This window comes from Jeotgalicoccus saudimassiliensis, from assembly GCF_000756715.1.
Lineage (GTDB): Bacteria > Bacillota > Bacilli > Staphylococcales > Salinicoccaceae > Jeotgalicoccus > Jeotgalicoccus saudimassiliensis.
In genome coordinates this window covers 1,703,455-1,716,306 of the sequence record NZ_CCSE01000001.1, presented here as the reverse complement: position 1 = coordinate 1,716,306, position 12,852 = coordinate 1,703,455, and the positions used below count along the sequence as shown (strand labels likewise).

Sequence of the window (12,852 nt, the reverse complement as noted above, 5' to 3'; positions counted from 1 at the left end):
GTCCGCTGCTTTAACTTTGTCTTTCATTAAAAAATGCCTGGCAGAATAAGCAGTCGTCTCCGTGCCTGTGTGTGCCAAAATGAATGCTGCATACATGAAATCCTTCATCGTATAAACTTTTCAATGAGTTTTCTTTAAACGGAGAGTCTGCGGTCTCTTTATCATTTAAAAGCTGCTCATAGTTTTCTTTTTCAAGTTCCAGGCTGACGTTTTCCTCAACCAGTTTTACAGTGAGTTCTTTCAGTGTCTGCACTTCTTCATCCATCATTCTAATATTGCGTTCGAGCTGCTGAATGTGCAGGAACAATTGTTCACGGTCCATTACTTCACAACCTCTAGCTTATCGATATCTTCTTCGCCGTACTCTTCAATATAATCATCTGAACCTTTTACTCTGACTGCAAGATCCAGTATATTAATGCCGATCACTCTGCCGATACCCGCCGGTGTCTTCACTTTCGCGCCGACATCAGGCAGTTTTGTCCGTGCATCCTCGTAATACTCGTCTTCGTAATTTAAGCAGCACATCAGACGGCCGCATGCCCCTGATATTTTGCTTGGTGACAGAGACAGATCCTGGTTCTTTGCCATCTGGATGCTCACCGGAACAAAATCACCAAGGAATGTCGAACAGCAGTGTGCACGGCCACACGGACCGATACCGCCAAGGTATTTCGCTTCATCTCTGACGCCGATCTGGCGCAGTTCGATACGCGTTTTAAAACGTGTCGCCAGTATTCTGACAAGCGCTCTGAAATCTACTCTGTCATCTGCAGTAAAGTTAAAAATCAGCTTCTTCATATCAAGCGTAAATTTAGCATTTACGAGGTTCATATTAAGCTTTTCATCTTTAATTGCCTTTGCACAAAATTCCAGTGCAGCTTCAGCTTTTTCTTCATTCGATTTAAATTTAATTAAATCTTCTTCTGTTGCCAGACGAAGGAACTTGCCGTCCGGTTCAACGATATTATCTTTCGGAATTTCATAAGTGCCTTTGACTACATTCAGCAGTTCCAGCCCTCTTTTTGTTTCCGCGACAATATAATCTCCGCGTTCTATGGAATCATCACTGCACGTGATATAAATATTATCGTAATAATCAAGTTGCGTGACCTTGATGATTTTAAGCATATTCATTCATCAACCTTTCGCACCTATGACCATACCTTCAAAAACAAGCATCGGATTAACGTTAAATGAAAGCAGTTGATTCGCTTTTTGAATTTCTTCAAGCATGCGCGACAGTTTCACTGCGTTTACATCATTGCCTTTTGGCATTGGTGTATCAAATGGTTTAAAGTCATCGAGACCGATAGTCTGATGCAGCGCCTGACGGATAAATCCGGAAAGGAGCTGCAGCATCAGTTCGTAATCTTTACGGTCATCACAAAGATCGACCATCTTTTTCGCATCGATTAACACCAGCGGATGATTATGTATCCAGCGCGTTCCGAAGTTTACTGCTTCTCCGCGCATATCGCTGAATTTTTCCGCCATCCCGTTAACGTGATGAGCATTCAGCGAGAGAGCGTTGACGGTTTTCGTTTCGGCTTCGCTTAAGTTCGGCAGTGAATCTTCACGGTCCCCGTCTTCTCCCTGGATATGGATGTGCTGGCTTCTCGAATGTATAGTCGGCAGAATGCCGCTTTTATTTATCGTTAATAATATTGCAATTGTTTTTTCCGGCGGTTCTTCTAAAAATTTCAAAATACTGTTTTCAGCCTGCGGAGTCAGTTTTTCAAACTGCTCGATAATATACACTTTATAATCAGACTCGATTGGCTTCTGGTTCATCTGGCGGACAAGCTGCTCGATTTCCTCTTTCTTAATCGTGTTTTCAGCTGTCGATAAATAATATAAATCCGGATGGTTGCCTGAATCAATCAGCATCTCATTACGTGTATTGCTGCCGAAAATATGCAGCGCAAAAAACTTGCTGTATTTGCGCAGTGTTTCTATTGTATCACCTTCGAACATATAAGTATGACTCAGCTTATTGTTCTCGATAATTTTTAATAACTGCTGCTGTACGATACTGTTATTCATCTTAAAATCTTTCAAATTGTTCAATCGGTAAAACAAAAACAGTAGCGCCGCCGACTTCAACTTCAACAGGGTAAGGAATGTAAGAATCTGCATTACCGCCCATTGGTGTTACCGGTGCAACTGTCTGCTCACGGTTACCGCAAGTGTCGTCAATAAGTTTAAGAAGTTCGTCTACACGTGCATCTTCAACCCCGCACAGGAAAGTAGTGTTACCTGCACGAAGGAAACCGCCTGTAGAAGCAAGTTTCGTGTTACGGAAATCATTTTTTGTTAATTTATCATTTAATCTTTGGCTGTCATGGTCCTGGACAATAGCTATTACCATTTTCATTATTCTTCACCTCTAGATTGTATATAAGTATTTATAATATTTAATGTATCTCTTACTACGTCTTCGACTGACTGGGCTGCATCAACAATTTTAATTCTGTCGGGATATAACTCCGATAACTCATTATAACCCAAGACTACTTTTTTATGAAAGTCCATAGTTTCATCATCCAGACGATTATTTTCCCGGGCATTATCGCGGATCCGCTGCAGTCCTGTTTCCGGATCGAGCTTTAGGTAAATGGTTAAATCAGGCATATGATGTTCAATCGCAAATTTATTTACCGCCATTATATCATCAAAACCGATACCGCGGGCGATACCCTGGTAAGCAAGTGAACTGTCGATAAATCTGTCGCACAATACAATTTTACCTGATTCAAGTGCCGGTACTACACGTTCTACAAGATGCTGACGGCGTGATGCTGCAAAAAGCAGCGCTTCTGTTCTGCCATCCATATCATGTTCTTTCGTCAGTATTACTTCGCGAATTTTTTCGCTGATTGGTATACCGCCTGGCTCACGCGTCTTTACGACTTCATGAGTTTTTGCCAGCAGTGCTCTGATCTGTTCTATAACCGTAGTTTTTCCTGATCCTTCCGGACCTTCAAAAGTGATGAAGTAACTCATTTTTCTGCCTCATTCATATAATAGTGGATGTTATATTGTATACCCTCTATTTTAACATGATTAACCTGGCAGTGCTTTATCCTTTTAATTACGTCTCGTGTAATCATATTACCTTTTAACACAAGCGGTACACCCGGCGGATAAGGAACGATGTTCTCCACACATATCCTGCCTTCGAGAATGTCTGTATTTATAAATGTTCCTTCTTCCTCATCAGCTGCTGTTAAATTTTCAATTCTCTCCAGCAGCTCTGTAAAAGGATAGCTGTCTCCTTCATGCCATAACGGCAGACACCAAAGAACACCTTCATCAGTAACCATTTCCGAGTATATACCTGACTTACGCAGACTTCTTTCAAGATTGAATGCACCGTCCGGTGCATTCAGTATCAGCTTCGCTGGATCATCCTGTTCCGCTGCATCGATTCCCGACTTTTTAAGATGTTGTATCAGCTCTGCTCTCTTTTCAAAAAACAACCTGTCATCATAGCTGTTATAAAACTGCTGCGCATACTCTATTGAAGCCAGCACCAGATATGACGGACTGGATGTTTCAAACTGATTAATGTAATGCATAATCCGCTGATGAAGATTATCCTCTTTCGTAAACAGTACAGAAGCCATCGTCAGTGCAGGCAGCATTTTATGATACGATTCTATGACGACATCAGCACCTGAACTTAATAATGATTCCTTAAAGTTTTCAGTGACGGATAAATGAGCCCCATGCGCTGCATCTATTATACTTATCCCCTTGTTTCTTCTTACATAATCAACATACTCACTGATACCCTTAATAAGCGAACCTGTATAGTCAGGAGATGTAAATATCACACAGCTGTTCTCGGGATTAATATCATATATTTCGTTAAGGTCGATTACTGTATAATCAGCATTCACAAGGGATACACCATGATATACCGATTTGTGTGCATCTCCTATGATATAGTAATGTCCTACCATTTCACTTACTGCATAAATGCTGCAGATAATACCATTAGTTGTTCCGTTTACCATAGCCTGCGCTGTGTAACCAGGAGATTTTTCAGCAAGCATACTATTCAATTCATTTAATACTTCAACCGGCTCATGAAGATCATCGAGACCGGGTATTTCGGTCAAGTCATGATTTGCTTTAACCACATCGGACAATTTCCCGATCGTATTATTTTTGTGCCCCGGCACATGCATAGATATCGCATTTTTATTATGCAGTACCTGCAATTTATTAATAAGAGACATATGTACCTCCGAAAAATCAGTTTAATACCTTCATTATACTATAGAAAAAAGACCAAAAAAAAAGAGACCTCGAAAGGTCTCAATGCGGCTCATCGCATCCATATATTAAATATGTATTCGCCTGGCAGCGTCCTACTCTTGCGGGACGTCAGTCCAACTACCATCGGCGCTGGAGAGCTTAACTGCTGTGTTCGACATGGGAACAGGTGTGGCCTCTCCGCCATCGCCGCCAGACTATTTGGTTGAATGTCATATACATTCAAAACCGGATAGAAGTATCGAAAAGAGTGAACGCACTCTTTAAATTGTTCATTATTTACTTGAATAAGTCATCGATGGATTAGTATTTGTCCGCTGAATGTGTTATCCCAATCTCAAGGGTAGGTTGCCTACGTGTTACTCACCCGTCCGCCGCTCGATCATGAGGAGCAAGCTCCTCATTCTCGCGCTCGACTTGCATGTATTAGGCACGCCGCCAGCGTTCATCCTGAGCCAGGATCAAACTCTCCATGATTGGAAAGCTTAATAATAAGCTCTGTGTGATACTGCTGACAGTATCTCGTTTGCGTTTGTGTTGTTCGCCTCAACCTGTGCTCCTATATAATAGAAGACTTTGTATTCGGAATTAAACGTTGACATATTGTCATTCAGTTTTCAATGTTCTTTATGTAAAGCTTTGTTTCGTTTGTGTTAAGCTCTTGTTGACTGCTTAATTAGTATATCATGCGGTGTTTTCAATTGCAAGCACTAATTTGTTTCTTTTTGTTAATTTCTTTGTTGTGTTTTGTTGTGTGCTTGTTTCGAACCCGACAAGAGATAACTATACAGGACAATCCCGGGTTGTGCAACCCTTTATTTGAAATTCTTTTAAAAAAGTTTAAAGAGCCTTGCGGCTCTTATATTTCCGTTCTGTATTCAATAGCTTTTGAGAGCGTTACTTCGTCTGCATACTCAAGGTCTCCGCCTATCGGCAGTCCGTGTGCAAGCCTCGTCGTCTTAATACCGATCGGTTTAATAAGACGTGTTAAATACATTGCGGTACTTTCACCTTCTATATTAGGATTCGTCGCAAGAATAAGTTCATTTACTTCCTCATCCTTTAGACGTTCCAGTAATGAAGGTATATTTATATCTTCCGGACCGATGCCGTCCATCGGACTGATTGCCCCCTGCAGTACATGATAGAGTCCGTTGTATTCGCGCATTTTTTCCATCGCGATAACGTCTTTCGTATCCTGTACAACACATATTGTTGAACGGTCCCGGTTTTTATCTTCACAGATATAGCACGGATCTACATCCGTAATGTGTCCGCAGACACTGCAGAATGTAAGCTCCCGCTTCACCTGCATTAAACTTTTCGAAAAGTCGACTACATCGTCTTCCTTCATATTGAGTACATAAAATGCCAGGCGCTGAGCTGTCTTTGGCCCAATACCTGGCAATTTCATGAAGCTGTCTATGAGCTTGGATATCGGTTCAGGGTAATGCATTTACATCATCCCTGGAATATTTAAGCCTTTAGTATGCTTGCCTAAACGTTCACTCGACAGTTCGTCCGCTTTATTTAAAGCCTCGTTAGTCGCAGCAACGATTAAGTCCTGCAGCATTTCGATATCATCAGGATCTACTACTTCTTCTTTAACAATAACATCAAGTACTTCTTTATGGCCTGATACTACTACAGTAACCATTCCGCCGCCGGCTGTACCTTCAATTTTTTCTTCTTTCAGTTTTGCCTGTTCTTCTTCCATCTTCTTTTGCATTTTCTGCATCTGTTTCATCATGCCTTGCATGTTGTTCATACCACCGCGCATGTTCTCATCCTCCGATACATTATTTTATCACTTACATATTATATATGATTATACTTCATTTACAAACTATCAGTCATTAACTTCGACGATGTTCCCGAACATCTTACGCGCAATATCCGAAGACTTCTCTTCTTTCTCCTTTTTCTGTTGGAGATTATCCCGGTTACTTTCGATGTATTCCTGACGAACCTGCTGCCAGCTTGAATCCGGTACGCCGACAACCTGCACTTTTTTACCTATAATAGTAGGAATCAGATTTTCGAGCTCTTCTTTTTTCTCTGCGTTTTGATTTATAAGTTCGGAATGCACATCGTTATCAAACTTGATCAGCACATGTGTATCACTTGCCGCGACCGGTTCCGAGTCTTTAATCAGTGCACGAAGAGACTGAAGACCTTTTTCTTCTATATACTGATAAACTCCGGGCCAGCCGTCTTTCAATTTAACAAGGTCTTCTTTGTTCGCCTTGTCCAGCACGCGGCTGATACTTTCAATTGAAAAGCTCTGTCTGCCCCGCGACGGCGCCGGACGTTTTGGTTTCGGCTGTGCTGCGGCACCTGCTGCAATCTGCTTCTCAAGATTTTTAAGCTGTGCTTTCAGCTCTGCAATTTCTTCTGTTGATGCTCCGCTGCCAATTGCTGCCGGCAGAGGGGCGTCGAGTACACGAATCATTTTAACGATAACGATTTCCAGATGAACGCTTACGCTCACAGAGAATCTCATGCTGACCATCGCATCGTTCAGCACATCGATCATTTGATACAGAAGTTCATCTTCGACATGTGCGAATGCAGTTTCTTCGGAAATCGTTCCTGAATGTTTCATCAGAATAACGTCTCTTATGAAGTACACCAGCTCGTGAATCAGACGCGTCGGATCTTTTCCTTCGTCTGTCATCTGATGGAATTTTTTAAATGCCGCTTCAGAGTCTTTCTGCTCGATAAACTTCATCCACTCATTTAATTCATCACGTTCGATACCGCCTGTGATCATCACTGCATCCTGCATCGTAATTTCATCACTGCTGAAAGCGATGACCTGATCCATGATAGACAGGGCATCACGCATCCCGCCTTCTGCGATTCGTGCAATGTATGACAGTGCCGCTCTGTCGTATGCCGTGTTTTCCTGCTGTGCGACAAACTCAAGACGTTCTGTAATTTCCTCAATATCCAGCGATTTAAAGTCAAATCGCTGCGTTCGGGAAATAATCGTTGCCGGTATTTTATGAGGCTCTGTTGTAGCCAGGATAAAGATTGCATGAGCCGGCGGCTCTTCCAGTGTTTTTAACAGGGCGTTAAACGCTCCTGTCGTTAACATGTGCACTTCATCTATTATATATACTTTAAACTCCGCTTCTGCCGGAGCATACTTTACTTTGTCCCTGATATTGCGGATTTCATCCACACCGTTATTACTTGCAGCATCAATCTCAATTACATCATTGGCACTGCCATCTGTAATTGATACACACAGTTCACATTCATTACAAGGTTCCCCGTCTGTCTCAAACTGACAGTTCAATGCTTTGGCAAAGACTTTTGCAATACTCGTCTTCCCTGTGCCCCTCGGGCCGCTGAATAAATAAGCATGGGATTCCTTATTGCGCATAATCGCATTCTGCAAAGTTTTTGTGACGTGATGCTGGCCAACTACATCGCTAAACTTTTGAGGCCGAAAAGCTCTGTATAACGCCTGATACTCCATTAGTATGGCACCTCAACTCTTCATAAATTCTAGCTATAATTATAACATACAGGCTTATTCATATTCCTGTTTTCAGGCATAAAAAAAGACCTCATCCATATGAAGTCAAAAATTAAAAACCGTGCACCACTTAATCGAATATGATGAACAAGCGTTACTCGGGAGACCAGCTCAACCACGGCAACCCTACGGCACATAGAATGGGCCACTTAATGCTGCTTCCTTCCGGACCTGACATGATTCATGACGTTCTATTGCATAGGACCGCAGTCTCAACACCGGAACTCCCGAGGCAGTCCTCACACTTCAAATCCTCAAAAGTGGAATTCAGCCTTGCTGGAGCGGATTGCAAGTACAGGGCACCGCTACCTCCCCGCTTAGCACGGTAAGCTTTATATTATCAAACTACTTCTCACGATGCAAGAATTGTTTTATCTTGCTGATATTTTTCTGAACAGAGCAATACCAACCGCCGCAATAAGCAGTAACGTTCCGCCGCCGATCAGCAGCATTTCAAACGGAGACATGCTCCCTGACGCCTCTGATGATTTCTCATCTGTTTCAGCTTCTTCGACAGGCGGCTCTTCCTCTTTTACTTTCACAGGCTCTTCAGTTTCTTCCTCCGCCGGTTCTTCTGCAGGCTCAGGCTCGGCTTCAACAGGTGTAACTCCAATTTCATAACCGAGTTTGTTACGGTTTTCGACTGTGACCTCCACAGGCTCCGCCGCCGCTTCGTATTGTTCACTGTCAGCAGCACTTAATGTATATGTGCCGTTTGCCACATCCGTAAAAGTGAATTCACCATTCTCATCGGATACCGCTTCTATCGATTCTTCGTCCGCCGCGAGTACAAGTGTGACATCCGCTGCCGGATTTTCACCGTCAGTTACCGTACCGCTGACTGTATATCCTTCTCCTTTAACGGTATTAATAGAAAATTCTTCTTCCTCTGCAGGCTCTTCAGCAGGTTCTGGTTCAGCCGCAGGTTCTTCGTATGGTTCGGTGTACACTTCAGGTTCGGTATACGGTTCTTCATAAGTTTCAGTGTATGGTTCCGTGTACGGCTCCGTATAAGTACCGTCATTAACACCGGGCTCCTGATACTGGTTATTATTATAGCCGTCATTATACGTATTATCCTGAGTGCCGGTCACACCGTTATTCCAGGCACCCTCTTCTGTACCATTGTTCCATGTGCCGTTTTCAGCTCCATTATTCCAGTCGTCATTTTCTGTCCCATTATTATAATAGCCGTCATCCTGGTAACCGTCATTCTGATTGACATTGTTCTGATAGCTGCCGTCCTGGTAACCATCGTTCTGATAATTATTGTTATAACCGGGTTCTTCGTACTGATTGTCGTACGGCACCTGTTCCTCGGCCGGCTCTTCATAATAAGTACCGTCATCAAAAGTATTATCCTGCTCAACTGCAAATGCACGGGCAGGTGCGATCATCAATAATACTGCAATAAATACCGCTATGTATTTCCTATTCATTATTACCCTCCACATCATCAATAACCAGCCATGGTCTTTCATTTTCAAAGTAAACTTTTACAGGTGTTTTGTAAGTGTCGCTCAGCAGGCTGCCGGTCAGCACTTCTCCCTTTGGTCCTGCGGCTACGATTCTTCCGTCTTTAATTAACAGAACGTGGGTGATTGCTCCGGTCAGCTCTTCGATGTGATGCGTGACGTAAAGCAGGTGACGCTCTTCCTCCGGGATTCTGTTCACGATTTTTAACACATCTTCACGCGCCCTGATATCGAGTCCGCTGCACGGCTCATCCAGTATTAACAATTCCGGCTGCCCCATCAGTGCGCGTCCGATCAATATTCTCCGGCGCTCTCCCTGGGAAAATGTATTATACGTCCTGTCTGCCAGATGATTTAGATTAAGATCGTTCAGCAGCTGTTCTGCATGCTTTTTCGTTTCTTCATCGATATCCCGGTATATACCAAACGATGAAAACTTGCCGCTCAATATAATATTCAGGCCTGTTTCCCTGTTTAGTGTTTCGTGAAATTTGTCGAGACTGGAGCTTACGTATCCGATGCGTTTACGCATCTCGGGAAGACTCGCTCTGCCGAATTCTGTACCGATTACAGATGCACTGCCTGCAGTCGGGTAGTTATAGCCCATAATAATATCGAGCAGCGATGTTTTACCCGCACCGTTCAAACCGAGCACTGCCCACTGTTCACCCGGGTTTACTTCAAATGAAATATTGTCCAGTATCGTGTCACCGTTCCGGCGCCAGATAATATTACTTAATGAAAGAACTTTTTCCACAGCCGTCACTCCCAACAATATTTTCTTTACTATTATAACCGTAAACTGCAGGTTACAGCATTAAAAATCCCGGGATAATTATCGATTCATAAGAACTGATAAATTGTCCCGGGAAAATATTACTCTTCAACTTCTGTGTATCCCTGATCCAGCAGCATTTCTGCAGAGCGTTCCATGCTGATACCGTCTTTAGGATCTCCTTCAAATGCTATGCCGTCCACGCCCTGAAGTTCTTCAGCATCGATTTCATCATACACGATTGAAATGCTCTCCGTTGCTTCTTCATCACCAAAGTCAAAACTGTGCTCTACTCCGGACAGTCCTTCATACTGTTCTGCAAGATCCCCAAAAAGTTCTTCAGCCTGAGCTTTGTCGATACCGAGCGCTTCGTAGTTAATGACATTCTCAGTCGACTGACTGATAACCTCATCACCGCTGTAAGTATAAACCAGCTTACTTTCTATCCCCTGCTCGTTTAATTCAAATGTTCTGGTTTCTTCACTGCCGCATGCTGTTAACACAATCATCACAGCTGCGATAAGAAATAACGCCCATGCTTTTTTCATCGTACCTTCCCCTTTTATGTTCTTTACTATTATACATACCTTATAATACGCGAATTAAACTCCCTTATTCACAGTTTTATTTTTCTTATAAAAAAGTAACAAGTAACAGTAGTTTGAGAAAGAAAAAATATTTCATTATGTTTTAGGGCAAATTAGCCGGGTAGATACTGTACTGTAACAACTAATTAAGTTTGTTAAAAATTTGAGAGAATAAAACAGTCTCTTTGGAGGGGAATATTAATGAGTAGAATTGAAAATTTCGTTACAGAGAATGATGCCTTAACACGCGTAGAACAATTAAGAGCAGAAGGTGTTGCCGATCGTGACATTACAGTATTATCGAAGCAGCCGATAAAAAATGAAACATTTGCAGGCAGCGAGGTAAACTTCAGAGATGCAGAAGGTTCTGCATGGGATAAATTTGTTTCATTCTTCTCACCGGATAATTCTGAAGAGAAAGTTTTAAATGATCTTGGCTTAGGTGAGTCGGAACAGGTTCAATACCGTGATTCACTAAATGCAGGTGAAGTGCTGGTTTATGTAGAAGCACCGGACAACACCGCTGCAGACAATACGATGGAATATGGAGAGAAACGCAGCAACTATGATTATGACAACAATGCTGATACTGCAGGTGCAGGACTTGCAGGCAGTGCAGCAGTGAACAATAATTACACTGATGAAAATGTCGCCGGTCACGATAATTTAAGAACAGATGAATACAACAGAGATCCTGAACTTGATGCCCGTGCAGTTGAACGTGAAGACGGACTGACTGAAGAAGAAAAAATTCAGCTGCGTGAAGAACGGGTAAATGTCGACAAGGAAAACGTTCAGACCGGTGAAGTAACAGTAGACAAACATGTTGAAACCGATACTCAGGAATTCGATATTCCTGTAGAACGCGAAGAAGTTGTAATTGAACGCAACCCTGTTGACGATGTACCGGCTGAAGGCGGATTCGATGATAATAACGATGTCGATGAAGTCAGAGTTCCCGTTAACGAAGAACGCGTTAACGTCGACAAGGAAAACGTTGTAAACGAAGAGGTTACAATTAGAAAAGAAACACACGAAGATGTGGAACATGTATCTGAAGAGGTCCGCCGCGAAGAGCTGGATGTAGATGAAGACAAGTTCAGAAAATAATACAGCAATTTAAAATTACCCGGGATATTCCCGGGTATTTCACTTATACATAGAGGATATTGATTATAATAGAAACAAATGACATAAAGGCGGGATATTATGAATTTCGATGACTACGCTGCAAGTGTGGAAGATAGATGGAAAGATGCGTTTTTAGACACATGGAATACGATAGAGTCACACCTGCCCCCGGGTTTTGAAATCAGCATCTCACACGGTATGCCCGGCTTTCAAGTTCCACTCGACCGTTATCCGGCCGGCTATCACGTCGATAACGAGCCGCTGCCGTTTATCGGAGTCGCCGCCCAAAAGCGGCACCTCGCTGTATATCATATGGGTATGTACCGTAAACCGGAACTTCTCGACTGGTTTACAGAAGAGTATCCGAAACATATGAAAACAAAACTGAACATGGGTAAAAGCTGTATCAGATTCACCAATCCGAAAAAGATTCCGTATGAGCTGCTCGGTGAACTTGCCGAAAAAATGACAGTCGATGAATGGATTGAACTGTATGAAAGCCGGCCGACCGGTCCAAAATCATAAAAAAGCTGATTTTGTTTCATTCCAAACAGACAGGGTAAATATTTTATATGTATATGAAACTCTCTGGGAGGGGATATTATTGGCCAGATTGGAAACATTTCTTAATGAAACTGATTTACTGAATCGTATTCACTTATTGCGAAGAGAACACAATGTAACGAATGAACACCTGACTATTTTTTCGAATTCTTCTTTCGAAAGTGTCGAATTAAATGAAGATATTGAAACGAAAACAATCGACGGAAGCGCCGGAGACAAAATGATTACTTATTTCTCTGCGGGTGAGCCGGAAGACCGCCGTATTGGCAATCTCGGACTGACACATGAACAGGAAGAAGCTTATCATTACGCTCTGGAGCATCACCAGTTTATTCTGTATATCGACAATCCGGATTTAGGAGGTGTCGACAGGGCAAGTCTTAAAAATGTGCCTTACGATGCAGATACTGAAGTCGTCGACATGAACAAAGTCAGTGATGACGGTAAAAGATTATAATATTCACCGGCAGGTCAACATAGACCTGCTTA

Annotated in this window: 15 protein-coding genes, 1 rRNA gene and 1 other RNA gene; 3 read left to right on the top strand and 14 right to left on the bottom strand. The window is 42.5% G+C overall.

Features of this window, described 5'->3' with window-relative positions; translation table 11 throughout:
• Positions 1–10: 10 nt before the first annotated feature.
• The 14 genes from RZ44_RS08500 to RZ44_RS08440 form a co-directional block, all read right to left on the bottom strand.
• Positions 11–322, bottom strand: a complete 312-nt coding sequence (locus RZ44_RS08500; protein WP_035810382.1) for an initiation-control protein YabA — start codon at positions 320–322, stop codon at positions 11–13.
• Positions 322–1,131: a PSP1 domain-containing protein gene (locus RZ44_RS08495; protein ID WP_035811683.1), complete on the bottom strand. Its 810-nt coding sequence runs from the start codon at positions 1,129–1,131 to the stop codon at positions 322–324. Before RZ44_RS08495 ends, RZ44_RS08500 begins: the two co-directional genes overlap by 1 nt.
• A gap of 9 nt (positions 1,132–1,140) precedes the next feature.
• Positions 1,141–2,046, bottom strand: a complete 906-nt coding sequence (locus RZ44_RS08490; RefSeq protein ID WP_052108928.1) for a hypothetical protein — start codon at positions 2,044–2,046, stop codon at positions 1,141–1,143.
• A 1-nt stretch (position 2,047) separates the two neighbouring features.
• Positions 2,048–2,377, bottom strand: a complete 330-nt coding sequence (locus RZ44_RS08485; RefSeq protein ID WP_026866209.1) for a cyclic-di-AMP receptor — start codon at positions 2,375–2,377, stop codon at positions 2,048–2,050.
• Entirely contained in the window at positions 2,377–3,006 is a 630-nt protein-coding gene (gene tmk / locus RZ44_RS08480) for a dTMP kinase (protein ID WP_035810378.1), read from the bottom strand. Before tmk ends, RZ44_RS08485 begins: the two co-directional genes overlap by 1 nt.
• On the bottom strand, positions 3,003–4,247 hold the full coding sequence (locus tag RZ44_RS08475; RefSeq protein WP_035810377.1) for an Orn/Lys/Arg family decarboxylase: 1,245 nt from the start codon (positions 4,245–4,247) through the stop codon (positions 3,003–3,005). Before RZ44_RS08475 ends, tmk begins: the two co-directional genes overlap by 4 nt.
• A gap of 119 nt (positions 4,248–4,366) precedes the next feature.
• Positions 4,367–4,481: ribosomal RNA gene (gene rrf / locus RZ44_RS08470) — 5S ribosomal RNA — on the bottom strand.
• Positions 4,482–5,143: 662 nt separating this feature from the next.
• On the bottom strand, positions 5,144–5,740 hold the full coding sequence (gene recR / locus RZ44_RS08465; protein ID WP_035810375.1) for a recombination mediator RecR: 597 nt from the start codon (positions 5,738–5,740) through the stop codon (positions 5,144–5,146).
• A complete protein-coding gene (locus RZ44_RS08460; protein ID WP_035810372.1) occupies positions 5,741–6,064 on the bottom strand; it encodes a YbaB/EbfC family nucleoid-associated protein in 324 nt (107 codons plus the stop codon).
• 69 nt (positions 6,065–6,133) lie between these two features.
• Positions 6,134–7,771 (bottom strand): DNA polymerase III subunit gamma/tau, encoded by a 1,638-nt coding sequence (gene dnaX / locus RZ44_RS08455; protein ID WP_035810369.1) that lies wholly within the window; start codon positions 7,769–7,771, stop codon positions 6,134–6,136.
• A 119-nt stretch (positions 7,772–7,890) separates the two neighbouring features.
• Positions 7,891–8,157: signal recognition particle sRNA large type (gene ffs / locus RZ44_RS11185), an RNA gene on the bottom strand.
• A gap of 45 nt (positions 8,158–8,202) precedes the next feature.
• On the bottom strand, positions 8,203–9,270 hold the full coding sequence (locus RZ44_RS08450) for a carboxypeptidase-like regulatory domain-containing protein (RefSeq protein ID WP_035810368.1): 1,068 nt from the start codon (positions 9,268–9,270) through the stop codon (positions 8,203–8,205).
• The gene (locus tag RZ44_RS08445; RefSeq protein WP_035810363.1) at positions 9,263–10,063 is read right to left on the bottom strand and encodes an ABC transporter ATP-binding protein; all 801 of its coding nucleotides are present in this window, start codon (positions 10,061–10,063) and stop codon (positions 9,263–9,265) included. The genes RZ44_RS08450 and RZ44_RS08445 overlap by 8 nt, the downstream gene beginning before the upstream one ends.
• A 119-nt stretch (positions 10,064–10,182) precedes the next feature.
• A complete protein-coding gene (locus RZ44_RS08440) occupies positions 10,183–10,629 on the bottom strand; it encodes a YehR family lipoprotein (protein ID WP_035810360.1) in 447 nt (148 codons plus the stop codon).
• A gap of 240 nt (positions 10,630–10,869) precedes the next feature.
• Here RZ44_RS08440 and RZ44_RS11060 point away from each other — a divergent pair, with 240 nt between their 5' ends.
• From RZ44_RS11060 to RZ44_RS08425, 3 genes are all read left to right on the top strand, one after another.
• Positions 10,870–11,778, top strand: coding sequence for a DUF2382 domain-containing protein (locus tag RZ44_RS11060; RefSeq protein WP_052108926.1), 909 nt, complete (start codon positions 10,870–10,872; stop codon positions 11,776–11,778).
• 99 nt (positions 11,779–11,877) lie between these two features.
• Positions 11,878–12,324, top strand: a complete 447-nt coding sequence (locus tag RZ44_RS08430; protein ID WP_035810357.1) for a DUF1801 domain-containing protein — start codon at positions 11,878–11,880, stop codon at positions 12,322–12,324.
• Between the two features lie 79 nt (positions 12,325–12,403).
• Positions 12,404–12,820 carry a general stress protein gene (locus RZ44_RS08425; protein WP_035810354.1) on the top strand — a complete coding sequence of 139 codons (417 nt, stop codon included), beginning with the start codon at positions 12,404–12,406 and terminating at the stop codon, positions 12,818–12,820.
• Positions 12,821–12,852: the final 32 nt, after the last annotated feature.